This window comes from Janthinobacterium sp. CG_23.3 (genome assembly GCF_046115965.1).
GTDB lineage: Bacteria > Pseudomonadota > Gammaproteobacteria > Burkholderiales > Burkholderiaceae_D > Janthinobacterium.
In genome coordinates, this window is record NZ_JBJXIB010000137.1 from 1 (window position 1) to 15,329 (window position 15,329).

General features: G+C 67.7%; 14 protein-coding genes. 7 read left to right on the forward strand and 7 right to left on the reverse strand.

The genetic code is table 11. The features are described 5' to 3' along the window. From ACFDR9_RS23420 to ACFDR9_RS23430, 3 genes are all read right to left on the reverse strand, one after another. Positions 1-1,235, reverse strand: a 1,235-nt coding sequence (locus ACFDR9_RS23420; RefSeq protein ID WP_409032524.1) for a methyl-accepting chemotaxis protein, incomplete at its 3' end; no start/stop codon positions are given. Between the two features lie 220 nt (positions 1,236-1,455). Next, a complete protein-coding gene (locus tag ACFDR9_RS23425) occupies positions 1,456-1,680 on the reverse strand; it encodes a hypothetical protein (RefSeq protein ID WP_035787670.1) in 225 nt (74 codons plus the stop codon). A 15-nt stretch (positions 1,681-1,695) separates the two neighbouring features. Further along, positions 1,696-2,391, reverse strand: a complete 696-nt coding sequence (locus ACFDR9_RS23430; protein WP_409032525.1) for a thiol:disulfide interchange protein DsbA/DsbL — start codon at positions 2,389-2,391, stop codon at positions 1,696-1,698. Positions 2,392-2,590: 199 nt separating this feature from the next. Here ACFDR9_RS23430 and ACFDR9_RS23435 point away from each other — a divergent pair, with 199 nt between their 5' ends. Further along, positions 2,591-3,457, forward strand: coding sequence for a DODA-type extradiol aromatic ring-opening family dioxygenase (locus ACFDR9_RS23435; protein ID WP_409032526.1), 867 nt, complete (start codon positions 2,591-2,593; stop codon positions 3,455-3,457). 116 nt (positions 3,458-3,573) lie between these two features. On the opposite strand, the gene ylqF is transcribed toward ACFDR9_RS23435, so the two are convergent. Next, the gene (ylqF, locus tag ACFDR9_RS23440; RefSeq protein ID WP_409032527.1) at positions 3,574-4,521 is read right to left on the reverse strand and encodes a ribosome biogenesis GTPase YlqF; all 948 of its coding nucleotides are present in this window, start codon (positions 4,519-4,521) and stop codon (positions 3,574-3,576) included. A gap of 143 nt (positions 4,522-4,664) precedes the next feature. Continuing rightward, entirely contained in the window at positions 4,665-5,594 is a 930-nt protein-coding gene (locus ACFDR9_RS23445) for a histone deacetylase family protein (RefSeq protein ID WP_017876947.1), read from the reverse strand. 195 nt (positions 5,595-5,789) lie between these two features. Here ACFDR9_RS23445 and ACFDR9_RS23450 point away from each other — a divergent pair, with 195 nt between their 5' ends. The 5 genes from ACFDR9_RS23450 (at position 5,790) to ACFDR9_RS23470 (ending at position 11,627) form a co-directional block, all read left to right on the forward strand. Beyond that, on the forward strand, positions 5,790-6,710 hold the full coding sequence (locus ACFDR9_RS23450; protein WP_409032528.1) for an AAA family ATPase: 921 nt from the start codon (positions 5,790-5,792) through the stop codon (positions 6,708-6,710). A gap of 3 nt (positions 6,711-6,713) precedes the next feature. After that, entirely contained in the window at positions 6,714-7,718 is a 1,005-nt protein-coding gene (locus ACFDR9_RS23455) for a DUF58 domain-containing protein (protein WP_409032529.1), read from the forward strand. Continuing rightward, positions 7,715-9,745 (forward strand): transglutaminaseTgpA domain-containing protein, encoded by a 2,031-nt coding sequence (locus tag ACFDR9_RS23460; protein ID WP_409032530.1) that lies wholly within the window; start codon positions 7,715-7,717, stop codon positions 9,743-9,745. The genes ACFDR9_RS23455 and ACFDR9_RS23460 overlap by 4 nt, the downstream gene beginning before the upstream one ends. Continuing rightward, on the forward strand, positions 9,742-10,875 hold the full coding sequence (gene mltB, locus ACFDR9_RS23465) for a lytic murein transglycosylase B (protein ID WP_026132930.1): 1,134 nt from the start codon (positions 9,742-9,744) through the stop codon (positions 10,873-10,875). The genes ACFDR9_RS23460 and mltB overlap by 4 nt, the downstream gene beginning before the upstream one ends. Positions 10,876-11,294: 419 nt before the next feature. After that, positions 11,295-11,627, forward strand: a complete 333-nt coding sequence (locus ACFDR9_RS23470; RefSeq protein ID WP_017876952.1) for a hypothetical protein — start codon at positions 11,295-11,297, stop codon at positions 11,625-11,627. Between the two features lie 115 nt (positions 11,628-11,742). On the opposite strand, the gene cysM is transcribed toward ACFDR9_RS23470, so the two are convergent. Beyond that, on the reverse strand, positions 11,743-12,645 hold the full coding sequence (gene cysM, locus ACFDR9_RS23475) for a cysteine synthase CysM (protein WP_017876953.1): 903 nt from the start codon (positions 12,643-12,645) through the stop codon (positions 11,743-11,745). 185 nt (positions 12,646-12,830) lie between these two features. Between cysM and ACFDR9_RS23480 the strand changes: the two genes are divergently transcribed. Beyond that, positions 12,831-14,591, forward strand: a complete 1,761-nt coding sequence (locus ACFDR9_RS23480; protein ID WP_409032531.1) for an FAD-dependent oxidoreductase — start codon at positions 12,831-12,833, stop codon at positions 14,589-14,591. A gap of 185 nt (positions 14,592-14,776) precedes the next feature. Here the strand turns inward: ACFDR9_RS23480 and ACFDR9_RS23485 are convergent. Further along, positions 14,777-15,329, reverse strand: a 553-nt coding sequence (locus ACFDR9_RS23485) for a hypothetical protein (RefSeq protein WP_409032532.1), incomplete at its 5' end; no start/stop codon positions are given.

The following is a 15,329-nucleotide window of genomic DNA, read 5'->3' on the forward strand; positions in this document are numbered from 1 at the left end:
TCCTTGGCGGCGGCGGCCGAGCGCTGCGCCAGGTTGCGCACCTCGGCGGCGACCACCGCGAAGCCGCGGCCCTGCTCGCCGGCGCGCGCCGCCTCCACCGCGGCGTTCAGCGCCAGGATATTGGTCTGGAAGGCGATGCCGTCGATGACGCCAATGATGTCGGCGATCTTGCGCGCCGATTCATTGATCGAGCCCATCGTGCGCACCACCTGCGCCACCACGGCGCCGCCCCGCACCGCCACGCCGGAGGCCGACAGCGCCAGCTGGTTGGCGCGCCGCGCGCTGTCGCTGTTCTGCTTGACGGTGGAGGTCAGCTCCTCCATCGACGAGGCGGTCCGCTCGAGCGAACTGGCCTGCTGCTCGGTGCGCGAGGACAGGTCCAGGTTGCCCGCCGCGATTTCGGTCGAGGCGCAGGCGATGGTGTCGGTCGTCAGGCGGATGGCGCCGACGGTGCCGGCCAGATTGTCCTGCATGGCCTGCATCGCGCACAGCAGGCTGCGGCTGTCGCCGGGGCGCAGCGCGATCGGCACGCTCAGATCGCCGCCGGCGATGCGCTGGACGATATGCATCGCGTCCTCCGGCTCGCCGCCCAACTGCCGATAGATATTGCGGATCAACACATAAGCGAGCAAGACCGCCGCCAGCGCGCCCGCCGCAACCGCCGCCAGCATCAGCGCGCGTATCGTCGCGTAGCGCGCCAGCGCCGCGCGGTACTCGCTGCCGGCGACGTCGAGCTGCAACTGGCGCAGCGCGTCGATGCCGCTGCGAACCGGCAACGCCAACTGCTCGAGTTTCTTCTGCGACTGCCTGGCGGCGTCGACATTGGCCGCGCGCAGCGCCGCCACCGCCGGCAACAGCGCCCCGCGCAGCATGACGCCGCGGTCCAGCGCGAACTGGTCGGCCAGGCGCTTTTCCTCGACCGTCAGCGCGGTCGTCCTATACGCGCCCCACGCCTTGCCGATCTCCGCCGCGTTCTTGTCGACCAACTGCGCGCCGCCGTCGATCTTGCCGGCGACCGGGTCGAGCAGCATCTCGGCCAGGGCCAGCCGGTTACTCACCAGTAAGCGGTCGATGCGCGAAATCTGCTCAAGCGCGATGGTGCGGTCCTGGTACACCGTTTCGAGCCCCGCGTTGGCCTTGCCGATGCCATACAAGCCGAGCAGACCGATGCCAACCGACAGCAGAAAAAGCATACCGATCACGGCGCCCAGCCGCGCCTTGAGTGTCATTTTCATGTTTCGCCTTTGGGATAAAACGTGTGGTGAACGACTCGCTTGCAGCGACGCAACTTGTCCACATCGTGGCCCGGCATTGATTTACGGATATGGATCAAGATCAACAAGTGGCCCCGCGCAACGCAACACTCCCCGGGGTTGTAGGGACGATTGGCGGCAAGCGGGCAAAAAAAAAGCCGTCCAACTCGACGTTGGACGGCATGGCGCGGGGCGCCGCGGCTTAGGGCTTGACGTGCGTCAGCGCGTACGTCAGGTGCTGCCACCAGTTCTGCCGCGATTGGATGTTCGCCAGGCATTTGGCGTCGACCTCGCCTTTGAAGACCGGGTCGGCGCAGGCGCGCGTGATCAGCGCGTTACGCTGGTTCTCGGCGTTGATCACGGCCAGCGACAGCCAGACGATCAGGCCCAGCGTCAACGCCAGCAATGTCCATGGAAGCTGTTTCATCGCACGCGCTTCCGCTTATTTCTTCACCGGCTTGGCGGCAACATCGGCGGCGCCCTTGCCGCTTTCCCGCAGCGCCTTCGCTACCAGCGCGTCCAGCACCTGGATCGTCGCTTGCTGCGATTGCGCCTCGGTCTGGCCCGGACGCCCGGCCATCGACGGCGAGGTGACGAAACGGCCGTCGATGACGATGCTCGGCGCGCTGGTCAGTTTGAAGGTGTTGATTTGCGACACGCCGCGCTTCATCTTGGTTTGCACCGCGAAGGAGTTGAAGAATTCGAGGTATTGGGCCTTGTCGACGCCGTTCTGGGCGATGAAGGCGGTCAGCGCCTCGTCCTTGTTCAAGCGGTTGCGCTCGACATGGATCGCGCGGAAGATCTTGTCGTGCAGCAGCTCAAGCTTGCCCATCGCCTCCAGCGTCACGTAGGCGTGCGCCTGCGGGTCTTGCGGGCCGGAGAACGCCATGTGCACGCGTCGGAAGGCGATCTTGTCGCCCTGTTTTTTGACCCATTCGCTCATCAACGGCTCCAGCGCGTAGCAATGCGGGCAGGAATACATGAAAAACTCGATCACCTCGATTTTTTTGCCGGTGTCCGGGCGGTTCATCGATTCGAGCGTGGTGTAGTCGACGCCGTTTTTCGGCTCGGCCGCGAAAGCGCCGGAGGTGGAGGCCATCAAAGTGACGGCGGCGAGCAAGAGACGCAGAAAACGCATAACAATCCTTCATCGTAAGAGTAGCGAACGGGGCGAGATTACCACTTTTTCCTCCGTCCGTTCGGGGCGGGTGGCGAAAAAAGCCCTCTCCGCGGGCAAATTAAGCCCGCCTTAAGGGCTGCGGGTCCGCTATCGCGCGATTGATAATCGATCAAGCGATGCCTATAGTGGAGACATCGCAGGCTGCGTCCGAGCAGCCATGCCCAACCTGGAGTACGCGATGACCGAAACCCTGCTTGCCACCTATTTCCTGTCCCACGGCGGCGGCCCGTGGCCGTACATGCTGGACCAGTACGGCGGCCGCTACGACAAGCTGCAGGCGTCGCTGCAAGACATTCCGCGCCAGCTCGGCGCGCCGCCGCGGGCCATCCTGGTCGTCACCGCGCACTGGGAGGGGCCGCAGTTTTTGGTCTCGTCGGGGGCGCAGCCGGGCATGATTTACGACTACTCGGGTTTTCCAGCGCACACCTACGAGGTGCAGTACCCGGCCCCGGGCGAACCGGCGCTGGCGGCGCGCGTCAAGGCCCTGCTCGACGGCGCCGGCCAGCCGGCCAGCCTGGACGACCGGCGCGGCTTCGACCACGGCACCTTCAGCCTGCTGTATCCGATCTATCCGCAGGCCGGGGTGCCGGTGGTGCAGCTTTCGCTCAAGCACGGCTACGACGCGCTGACCCACGTGCGGGCCGGGCGCGCGCTGGCGCCGCTGCGGCGCGAGGGCGTGCTGATCGTCGGCAGCGGCCTGAGTTACCACAACCTGCGCCAGTTCGGCGCCGGCGGCGGCCACGCCTCGCACCAGTTCGACGCCTGGCTGCGCCAAACCATGGCGCTGGCGCCGGCCGAGCGCCTGGCGCAGCTGCTGAATTGGTCGGAGGCGCCGGCGGCGCGACAAGCCCATCCGTACGAAGACCACCTGCTGCCGCTAATGGTGGCGCTGGGCGCGGCCGAGCAGGAGGCTGCCGCCACAGTGTACCACGAGGATGAGTTCTTCGGTGCGCTGGCGGTGTCGAGCTTTCGCTTCGGCCAGGCGGCCGCGCCGGATGAGGCGGATGAGGCGGTGGATGGGTGAGTGCCGCCGAACAGCGTTAAGTTGGCCAGGTTTTGTAGGTCGGATTACGCTACGCGAATCCGACCTACGACACCCCTCTTTGCCGGTGCTTGTTTGAGGCGTCGCCGTCGTTTAGCTCAGGTGCCGCGGCGGCCGCTGGCGGCGGCCTTGGCTTTGGCGGCGGCCGCGGCGGCGGCCTTGGCGGCTTTTTCCTCCATTTCGGCGGCGTGCTCGGCCAGCAGTACGGCGCGCGTCTCCGGCGTCTCCAGCGAGATGCGCCCGAGGATGCCGCTGCGGTAGTCCAGCAGCAGCGTGTGCGAGGCCTTCTCGAAGTCGAAGTCGCCACCCTTCTGGCGGTAGCCGCGGCGCGCCGCGATGCCTTCGACGACGGCGATGGCGTCCAGCTCCTCGGTCTTGAAGCCGTAGCGCGCGGTCAGCAGCGCCGGGTAGCGCTTGAGCAGCTCCTCGGCCAGGAATACCGCCACCTCCTCCTCGATCAGCGCGTTCGAACCGATGGCGTGGCTGGCCGCCAGCATCAGGCCGTCGCTTGGAATGGCGATCTTCGGCCACAGCATGCCGGGCGTGTCGGTCAGGATGGTGTTCTTGTCGAGGTAGAGCTTCTGCTGCATCTTGGTCACGGCCGGCTCGTCGCCGACCTTGGCCACGCGCTTTTTCAGCAGCGCGTTCATCAGCGTCGATTTACCGACGTTGGGGATGCCCATGATCATGATGCGCAGCGGCTTGGTCGGCACGCCGCGGTGCGGCGCCAGCGACTTGGCCAGATCGGGGATGCGCGCGACCTCGCCCGGCTTCTTGGTCGTCATCGCGTACGCCGTCACGCCTTCCTGCGCGTTGTAATACGCGACCCAGGCGGCGGTGGCGGCCGGATCGGCCAAATCGGTCTTGTTGAGGATTTTCAGGCAGGGCCGCTGGCGGAACAGGCGCAGCTCCTCGACCATCGGGTTGCAGCTGGCCTCGGGCAGCCGGGCATCGACCACTTCAATCACCAGGTCGGTGTTTTCCATCGACTCCGCCGCCTTCTTGCGGGCGGCGTTCATATGTCCGGGGTACCATTGTATCGCCATGCTATTACCTTCAAAATCGTTCGGTCAATCCGCTATTTTACGTGGTTGGCGCGGCCGCGTCCGACTTTCCTGGGCAGCCCGCGGACAAGATTGAGGAAATGCTCATGCGCGCTTGGACTGTCGCATGCCCGGCGCCTTGGCAGCTAGTCCAGCTCGGCCAGCGCGCGCACGTGCGCGGCCACGCTGCGCCCCAGCGCCGACAGGTTGTAGCCGCCTTCGAGGCAGCTGACGATGCGGCCCTTGGCGTAGAGCTTGGCCAGCGCCATCATCTGCCGCGTGATCCAGGCGTAGTCGGCCTCGACCAACCCCATGCCGCCGATGTCGTCCTCGCGGTGGGCGTCGAAGCCGGCCGAGATGAACAGCATCTGCGGCCGGTGCCGGTGCAGCGCCGGCAGCCAGTGCTCCAGCACCAGCTGGCGCACCACGTCGCCCTTCGCGCGCGCCGGCACCGGCACGTTGACGCAGTTGTCGGTGTAGGGCTCGACCGCGCTGAACGGATAGAACGGGTGCTGGAAAAAACTCGTCATCAATACCCGCGGGTCGTTGGCGAACGCCTCGGCGGTGCCGTTGCCGTGGTGGACGTCGAAATCAATGATGGCGACCCGCTCCAGCCCGCGCGCGTCGAGCGCGTGGCGCGCCGCGACCGCGACGTTATTGAACAGGCAAAAACCCATCGGCTCGCAAGGGCGGGCGTGGTGGCCGGGCGGGCGGGTCGCGCAAAACGCGTTGTCGAGTTCGCCGTCGATGACGGCGTCGGTGGCCGCCACCGCCGCGCCGGCCGCGCGCAGCGCCGCGTTCCAGCTGTGCGCGTTGAGCAGGGTGTCGCCGTCGAGCGGGTAGTACGCGCCGGCGGCGGGGACGTTGTCGCGCACCAGCGCGATGGCCTTGCGGCTGTGCACCCGCTCGATGTCGGCCAGCTGCGCCAGCGGCGCCTCGCGGTGCTCCAGCAGGTCGTGGATGTGGGCCAGGATCAGTTGGTCGCTGATGGCCTGCAGGCGCGCGGGCGACTCGGGGTGCCAGTCGCCCATTTCGTGGCGCTGGCAATCGGTATGGCTGTAAATGGCTGTGCTCATGTCTCGTTTTCTGTACCGCTACGATCACGTCAAGATCATTCTTGCCCCCATTGCGCCGTTCTCGCATAGAATCATTGGCAAGCGTGATGAGACGCATAAAATGTGTTTATATCGATAATCTACCACGCGCCCGGCGTTTCGCGCTTCGACAGTCCCGCATTGGCGCCGGCGCCGGCGTTTTCACGGAAGATATTCATGTTCACAAAAATGCACGCGGTGGCGCGCCAGGTCGGCCAGATCGTCGTCGGCAAGGACTTGCAGGTGCGCCAGGCGCTGACCTGCCTGCTGGCCGGCGGCCATTTGCTGATCGAGGACGTGCCCGGGGTCGGCAAGACCACGCTGGCGCACGCGCTGGCCATTTCGCTGGGCCTGCAATTCAACCGCATCCAGTTCACCAGCGACCTGCTGCCGGCCGACGTCGCCGGCATCTCCATCTACGAGCGCGAAAAGAACAGCTTCGTGTTCCACCCGGGGCCGATCTTCACCCAGGTGCTGCTGGCCGACGAGATCAACCGCGCCACGCCGAAGACCCAGTCCGGCCTGCTCGAGGCGATGGAGGAGCGCCAGGTCAGCGCCGACGGCGTCACGCGCGCGCTGCCGGAGCCGTTCTTCGTCATCGCCACGCAAAACCCGGCGCACCAGGTCGGCACCTTCCCGCTGCCGGAGTCGCAGCTGGACCGTTTTTTGATGTGCCTGTCGCTGGGTTATCCGGACCCGGCCGCCGAGCGCGCGCTGCTGCTGGGCGAAGACCGCCGCAGCATGCTCAAGACGCTGCCGGCGGCGATGACGCCGGCCGAGCTGGGCGTGGCGCAGCGCGCGCTGCGGGCGATCCACACCTCGGCCGCGCTGGTCGACTACGTGCAGGCGCTGGCGCAGGCCTCGCGCCAGAACGGCGCCTTCGCCGAGGGGCTCAGCCCGCGCGCGGCGATCGCCCTGCTGCAGGCGGCGCGCGCCTGGGCCGCGCTGGAGGGGCGCGACCACGTGATACCGGAGGACGTGCAGGCGGTGCTGGTGCCGGTCTGCGCACACCGCTTGCGTCCGCTGAAGTCGGCGCACGGCATCGCCCTGGCCAGCCGCGACCTGGTGCTGCAGTTGCAACAAGCGGTGCCGGTGTAGCGCATGCGGGCCGCCAGCGCCACGCTGAAGCGGCGCCTGCGCGCGCTGCTCGACCGGCGCCTGTTCCAGCTGCGCGACAGCGAACCGGGCGAGGTGTTCCTGAGCCAGCGCCGGGTCTTCATCGTGCCCAGCCGGGCCGGGCTGGCCTTCGCCGCCCTGCTACTGCTGCTGTTCATCGGCGCCATCAACTACCAGCTCGGGCTGGGCTTCGCGCTGACCTTTTTCAGCGCCGCCTGCGCCGTCGTCGACATGGTCCTGACGGCGCACAACCTGGCGCTGCTGCACCTGGCGCCGGGCCGCGCGCAGCCGGTCTTCGCCGGCGAGGAGGCGCGCTTCGAGCTGCACATCCACAACCGCGGCAAACGCGACCGCTTCGCCATCTGGCTCGACTTCATCAGCGCCGGGGCGCCGCGCCACGTCGCCGACGTCGCCGCCGGCGCCAGCGCGCCGCTGCTGCTGTCCTGCCCCAGCGGCGCGCGCGGCTGGCTGGCGGCGCCGCGGGTGCGCCTGAGCACGCGCTTCCCGCTCGGCCTGTTCCATGCGTGGGGCTACTGGCAACCCGACGCCAGGGTGCTGGTGTACCCGTTTCCCGAGGCCGACGCGCCGGCGCTGCCGCTGGCCGGCGCCGCCGGCGAGGGCGTCGGCGCCGGCGCCGGCCAGGACGACTTCGCCGGCATCCGCAACTACCAGCCCGGCGACCCGATGCGCCACCTGGCCTGGCGCCAGATCGCCCGGCTCGACACGACGCTGGGCGGCCAGCTGGTGAGCAAACACTTCGAGGGCGGCGCGCCGGCCCAGCTGCAGCTCGACTTCGCCGCGCTGCCCGCCGACCTCGACCTGGAAACACGGCTCTCGCGCATGACCAGCTGGGTGCTTGAAGCCGAGCGCCGCGCCCTGCCCTACGCGCTGCGCCTGGGGGCGCTGGAGTTCGCGGCGGCGCTGGGCGAGGCGCACCAGGGCGCCTGCCTGCGCGCGCTGGCGCTGCACGGCCAGGCGCGGCGCGCATGAAGCCGGCGCGCCCGGGCCACCGCTGGAGCGCGCTGGCGCCGGCCCTGGCGCGCCTGCCGCGCGACAAGGCCGATACCTTGTTGCTGCTGTTCGCCGCGGTGCTGGTGCTGGCGCCGCACGCCGCCCACCTGCCGCCGTGGAGCGTCGCCAGCGTCGCCGCCAGCCTGCTGTGGCGCGCCGTCATCACCGTGCGCGGCACCCGCCTGCCGCCGCTGTGGCTGCTGCTGCCGCTGTCGCTGCTGGCCATGGGCGGCGTCTACGCCAGCTTCCGCACGCTGCTCGGGCGCGAGGCCGGGGTCGCCATGCTGGCCCTGCTGCTGGCCTTCAAACTGCTGGAAATGCACGCCAAACGCGACCTGTTCGTGGTGGTCTTCCTCAGCTTCTTCCTGTTGCTGACGAATTTCTTTTATTCGCAGAGCATCGCCACCGCCGCCGTCATGCTGCTGACCATTGTCGTGCTGTTGGCGGCGCAACTGTCGTTCCAGTACAGCGGCGTGCAACCGCCGCTGGCGCGCCGGCTGCGCCTGGCGGGCGGCATCGTCGGCGCCGCCGCGCCGCTGGCGCTGCTGCTGTTCGTGCTGTTCCCGCGCATCGAGGGGCCGCTGTGGGGCCTGCCGGGCGACAGCCACAGCGGGCGCACCGGCCTGTCCGAGACGATGGCGCCGGGCGCCATCGCCAACCTGGCGCAATCGGAGGAGCCGGCGTTCCGGGTGCGCTTCGAGCGCGCCGCGCCGCCGCAGCGGCAGTTGTATTGGCGCGGCATCGTGCTGGGCGACTACGACGGGCGCACCTGGACCCGGCTGGGCGCGGCGCGCCGCGGCGGCGCGCCCGAGCAAGTCGAGATCAAGCTGAACGGGCCGTCGCTGCGCTACCAGGTCACGCTGGAGCCGAGCGGCCAGCGTTGGTTGTTCGCGCTCGACCTGCCCGAGCGGCTCTACGAACTCGACGGCAATGCGCAGGCGGTCTCGCCGGCGCTGGAAGTGATGGTGCTGAATCCGATCGCCCAGCGCACCCGCTACCGCGTCAGCTCGGTGCTCGACTACGCGCTGCAGGCCGACGAGCCGGCCGGGCGCATGCGGGCGTGGCTGGCGCTGCCGGCCGGCTACAATCCGCGCGCGCTGGCCTGGGCCGCGCGCACGGCGGCCGGCCGCCAGCCCGCCGAGGCCATCGAGGCGGTGCTGCGCACCTTCCGCCAAGAACGGTATTTCTACACGCTGCAACCGCCGCTGCTGGGGCGCGACGCGGTCGACCAGTTCCTGTTCGACAGCAAGGCCGGCTTCTGCGAGCACTACGCCGGCGCCTTCGTCGTGCTGATGCGGGCGATGGGCATTCCGGCGCGCGTCGTCACCGGCTACCAGGGCGGCGAAATGAACCCGGTCGACGGCTACCTGACGGTGCGCCAGTCCGACGCCCACGCCTGGGCCGAAGTCTGGCTGGCCGGGCGCGGCTGGCTGCGGGTCGACCCGACCGCCGCGGTCGCACCCGAGCGGGTCGAGCGCAACCTGGCCGGCGCGCTGCCGGCGTCCGGCGGCTTCGGCCTGCGGGGGCTGCACGAGTTGATGGGCGGCCCCGGCTCGCTGCTGGCGACGCTGCGCTTCAACTGGAACGCCGTCAACAACGGCTGGAACCAGTGGGTGCTCGACTACAACCCGCAACGCCAGCGCGGCGTGCTGGCGCAGCTCGGCCAGAGCGCCGGCAATTGGCAGGCGCTGCTGGGCGCCGCGCTGGCGGGCGCGTTGCTGGCGCTGGTATGGGCGCTGCGGCGGCGCCGCCAGCGCGACCCGTTCGACGCGCTGTACGCCGCGTTCTGCCGCCAGCAGGCGCGCCGCGGCTGCGCCCGCGCGCCGCACGAAGGTCCGCACGGCTACGCCAAGCGGCTGGCGGCGACGGCGGCGCCGGCCGAACGGCGCGCCGCCGCCGCGCGCTTTCTGGCAATCTACGGCGCGATCAAGTATGGTGTCGCCAGTCCCCATGACAAAGCGGCGGCGCTGCCCACCCTGCGCCGCCTGCTCAACCAATCCCGATGAGATTTTCCGTGCCCCACACCACCCGTTCCCTGAGCGCCCTGATCCTGGCCCTGCCGCTGTTGCTGGGCGCGGCCGCGGCCAGCGCCGCGCCACACAAACCCGGCCACGCCAAAGCCAGCCGCAAGGCCACGCCGGCGCCGACAGCCAAGCCGAAGGCGGATACCGACAGCGAATTCGTCAACTTCGCCGAATGGAAGCAAGTCGGCCAGTTCCTCGACGACATCGCCGCCAAGCACCAGTTCGACCGCGCCGAGCTGGACGCGCTGATGGCCAAGGTGCGCTACGTCGACAGCGCGATCCAGCTGATGAAGCCGGCGCCGCCGGGCAAGCCGAAAAACTGGCAAGCCTACCGCGCCCGCTTCGTCGAGCCGGTGCGCATCGACGCCGGCGTCAAATTCTGGAACGACAACGCCGAGGCGCTGGCGCGCGCCGAAAGCGTCTACGGCGTGCCGGCCGACATCATCGTCGGCATCATCGGCGTCGAAACCGTGTACGGGCGCAACACCGGCCGCTTCCGCGTGCTCGACGCGCTGACCACGCTGGCGTTTTCCTACCCGGAAACGCCGACCCGCCTGGCGCGCATGGAATTTTTCCGCGGCGAATTGGAAAGCGCGTTGCTGTTCGCCCGCCAGGGCGGCGTCGACCCGCTCTCGCTGCTCGGCTCCTATGCGGGCGCGGTCGGCCTGCCGCAGTTCATGCCCAGCAGCATCCTCAAGCACGCGGTCGACTTCGACGGCGACGGCCGCATCGACCTGCGCGGCTCGGCCGGCGACGCCATCGGCAGCGTCGCCCACTTCCTGGTGCAACACGGCTGGCAGCGCGACCTGGCGCGCCCGTTCGCGCTGCCGGTCGCGGTATCGCCGGGACGGGCCTGGGAACCTTTCATCGGCCAGGGTCTCGAAGCGAAGTTCCGCCCGGACGAGCTGCTCGCCGCCGGCGTCAGCAGCGACACGCCCTTGCCCGGCGGAAGGTTGTTTGGTCTGGTAGACTTGCAAAATGGCTCGGAAGCAACCGAATATTGGCTGGGTAGCGCCAATTTTTTTGCTATTACGCAATACAACCGCAGTTACTTCTACGCCATGTCGGTGCTCGACCTGGGCCGCGCCGTACAATTGGCGCGCGGCATGTAAAGACGTCTTTCTTACTTGTAAGAAAGCGTAAGGAAGGTTGATACTGGCGCGCCGCGCCCGTATGGTGGAGCCGCACAGCCGCTTTGTGGCTATCGTGTGGCGCATCAGCCCCGAATTGCTTTATACTTAGAATTGTCATATTATTATTTTTTGACGCGGCGTAAGCGTAGTAAATACCAAATTCATGTTGCACTTTGACAACAGTAATTTGGTGGTAACGCGCTGTTTCTTTATTGCTTATGAGTATTAGATTGCTTCATGTTGTACAATTGTGCATATATTACGACATTACGAAACCTGTATCCCGGATCCGACCGTGTGTGAATTCGTTCCTTTAGTAAAGAATGAACATTGACGCAGCAAGAGCGAGCTCCGAGTGTTTTTACTTTGCAGTGCAACTACAGAAGGAACATTAGAACATGACAAACCAAGTCGGCATTGATATGAACAGCGATTCGGAATCCGATGATTTGCTCCAGTACAATCCAAACAGATTGTTGGACACCCTGATCGAAAACCTGCGCCTGAAGAACGACGCAGCCCTGTCCCGCGCGCTGGAAGTCGCGCCCCCGGTGATCAGCAAGATCCGCCACCACCGCCTGCCGGTTGGCGCCTCGCTGCTGATTCGCATGCACGAAGTGAGCGACCTGAGCATTCGCGACCTGCGTTACTTGATGGGCGACCGCCGCAACAAGTTCCGCATCAGCGACAAACAGTTCAAACCAAAGGAAGGCGAAACACCGCAAGGTTAATCCCTGCGGTGTCGCGTTCGCGCTGGCGCCCCTCCCCTCGCGGGGAGGCGGCAGCAGCGTTGCAGGGTTGTACGCGACCGGCTAGCCGGTCAAGCTACGAAGTGACTTAACTCAGTTACGCAGGAAACACCCCGGTCGACAGATAACGGTCGCCGCGGTCGCAGACGATGAAGACGATCGTCGCGTTCTCCACGGTTTGCGACACGCGCAACGCGATCTCGCAGGCGCCCGCCGCCGAAATACCGCAGAAAATCCCCTCTTCCGCCGCCAAACGGCGCGCCATGCGCTCCGCCGCGCCCTGGCTGACGTATTCAATCTGGTCGACCCTGGCCTTGTCGTAGATTTTCGGCAGGTAAGCCTCCGGCCATTTGCGGATGCCGGGAATCGACGAGCCCTCTTCCGGTTGCGCGCCGATGATCTGGACGGCCGGATTGTGCTCCTTCAAATACTGCGACACGCCCATGATGGTGCCGGTGGTGCCCATGGCGCTGACGAAATGGGTGACGCGGCCGTCGGTGTCGCGCCAAATCTCCGGGCCGGTGCCCTCGTAGTGGGCGCGCGAATTGTCGTGGTTGGCGAACTGGTCCAGGATAATGCCCTGGCCGTCCTTTTGCATCTGCTCGGCCAAGTCGCGCGCATACTCCATGCCGCCGGTCTTGGGCGTGAGCACGATTTGCGCGCCATAGGCCGCCATGCTCTGGCGCCGCTCGATGCTCAGGTTCTCCGGCATCAGCAACACCATCTTGTAGCCGCGCAGCGCCGCCGCCATCGCCAGCGCGATGCCGGTGTTGCCGCTGGTGGCCTCGAGCAAGGTATCGCCCGGCTTGATGGCGCCGCGCTCCTCGGCGCGCCGCAACATCGACATGGCGGCGCGGTCCTTGACCGACCCGGCCGGATTGTCGCCCTCCATCTTACCCAGGATAATGTTATTCCGCGCGAGCGCATCGGCGCCGGGCAAGCGCGTCAAGCGCACCAGCGGCGTATTACCGATCGTATCTTCGAGTGTCTTATAAGCCATCGTCTGTGATTGAATTCAACAAAACACCCATTCTAATCCGAGAACCGCCGGCGCGTATCCGCCAGCCCCCGGGCCAGGTCCCGATACGACGGTTTTCTTGCCTCCCCAGCCCGGCACCCTAGCTTGTTGTGAAGATTCTGCGCTAGACTGGCCGCTACGGTCTTTTTCATTTTGGGGGATGGGGCATGGCGATGAGCAGCGTACCGGAGTTTGTGCCCGAAGCGGGCAAGGACGATCCCGTCCAGGCACCGATGGTCGATGTCGCGTCGCGCCGGCAGCAGATGTTCCCGGTGCTGACGGCGGCCGAGCTCAGGCGGCTGCAGCGTTTCGGCGCCCCTTGTTGTTTCCGCGACGGCAAGAGCATTTTCGAGGCCGGCAGCAGTACCTTCGGCATGCTGGTGGTGTTGTCGGGCCGTATCGCGATCAGCCGCAACGACGGCCTGGGCACGATGACGCCGGTGACCGAGCACGGCCCCGGCGAGTTCAGCGCCGAAGTGGCGCAGTTGTCGGGCCGTCCGGCGCTGGTCAACGGCCACGCCGTCGGCGACGTCGAGGTGCTGGTGGTGTCGTCGGAGTCGCTGCGCGCGCTGGTGGTAGCCGAGGCCGAGCTGGGCGAGCGTATCGTGCGCGCGCTGATCTTGCGCCGCGTCGGTCTGCTCGAGTTCAATTCCGGCAGTCCGGTGCTGGTCGGGCCGCGCGGCAACGGCAATATGCACCATTTACAGAGTTTCTTGTCGAGTAACGGGCATCCGCATACGGTGCTCGACCCGGCCCTCGACGAGTGCGCCGCCGCGCTGGTGGCGCGCCACCAGCCCCAGCCCGGCGAGTGGCCGCTGGTGGTGTGCCCGGACGGCAGCGTGAAGAAGAATCCGTCGAATGTCGAGCTGGGCCGCTGCCTGGGCTTGTTGCCCGACTTAAACGACGGCAAGGTGTTCGACGTGCTGGTGGTGGGCGCCGGCCCGGCCGGCCTGGCCACCGCCGTCTACGCCGCCTCGGAGGGCTTGTCGGTGCTGGTGCTGGAGCAGCGCGCCTACGGCGGCCAAGCCGGCGCCAGCGCCCGCATCGAGAATTATCTGGGCTTTCCGACCGGCATTTCGGGACGCGCGCTGGCCGGACGCGCCTATGTGCAGGCGCAAAAATTCGGCGTCGAGATCGCCATTCCCGCCAACGCCGCGCGCCTGCAGTGCGAAAGTTATCCGCCGCGCCTGTCGCTGTGCGACGGCACCGAGCTGAAAGCGCGCACCGTGGTGCTGGCCTGCGGCGCGCGCTACCGCCGGCCGTCGCTGGCCAACCTGAAGTCCTTCGAGGGCCGCGGCGTGTATTACTGGGCTTCGCCGATCGAGGCCAAATTGTGCAAGGAGCAGCAGGTGTTGCTGGTGGGCGGCGGCAATTCGGCCGGCCAGGCCGCCGTGTTCCTGTCCGCCCACGCCGCGCGCGTGCACGTGGTGATCCGCGGCGCCGGCCTGGCCGCCAGCATGTCGAGTTATCTGATCGAGCGCATCGCCGCCACGCCCAATATCGTGCTGCACACGCACACCGAGCTGGTGGCGCTGGAGGGCGACGAGGATGGCCTGGCGTCTGTGCGCTGGCGGAACAACCAGAACGGCGACGAGCAAGAGTGCGGCGTGCGCCAGGTGTTCCTGTTTGTCGGCGCCGAGCCGAACACCGACTGGCTGGCCGACTGCGGCGTCGGCGTCGACGACCACGGCTTCATCCGCACCGGTTTCGACGTCACGCGCGCGCAATGCCGCGCCAACGGCCACCCCGGCCATGTGCCGGACGAGGCGCCGCCGCGCGCCGCGCTGGAAACCAGCGTGCCGGGCGTGTTCGCCATCGGCGACGTGCGCGCCGGCTCGACCAAGCGGGTCGCCGCGGCGGTCGGCGAAGGCGCCGCCGTGGTGTCGCAGATCCACGCGTTCCTGGCCACGCTGCCGGTTCGACCTTGACTGATAAGGCGGCTTCGGCGTTGAGGCGGTCAACACCCGGGGCGTAAGCCTGGGGTCAGGGCCTAATGCCGCTAAGTGAAGCGTTCGTAGGTCGGATTAGCGGAGCGTAATCCGCCGCCGAGCCGCTGCCGACGCCAGTCGGGTTACGCCCTTTCGGGCCAACCCGACCTACGAAATCGGCACGTTCAGCGGGGCGCCAGCTCAGGGTGCCGCGCCAGCAGTTGCGCGCGCATCGCGTCGATGCGCCGCAGCTTTTCCTCGACTTTGGCGATTTCCGCGGCCGGCACGCCGGCTTCGCGGCCGCGCGCTATGTCGCGCCGCAGTGCCGGCAGGTCGGCGTCGGCGGCCTGCACGTAGCCGGCGTACAGCTTCATGTTCTGGCGCGACTCGTAGCCCTGGTAGGCTTTCGGATCGGCCAGTTCGGCCGCGCTGGGCGCTGCGGCGGCCTCGTCGCGGCTGATCGGCGGCGTGCGCGGGTCGCCGTTCTGGCGCGCCAGCGCCATGCTGTAGGCCGCCGGCTCGGCCCGCCCCACGGGCGTCAGCGCCACCCGTTTCGGTTCGGCGTCGACGCCGTCCAGCGCCGCCGGCCAAGCGGCCGGCACCGCCGCCGACACCGATGCCGCTGGCGGCGGCGCGGCCGCCGCCAGCGGCGCCGCCGCATCCCGTGCGGCCCGCGGCCACAGCAGAAGCACGCCGACGGTAGCGGCGACGGCGCCCAGAAACACGGCGAGCCACATC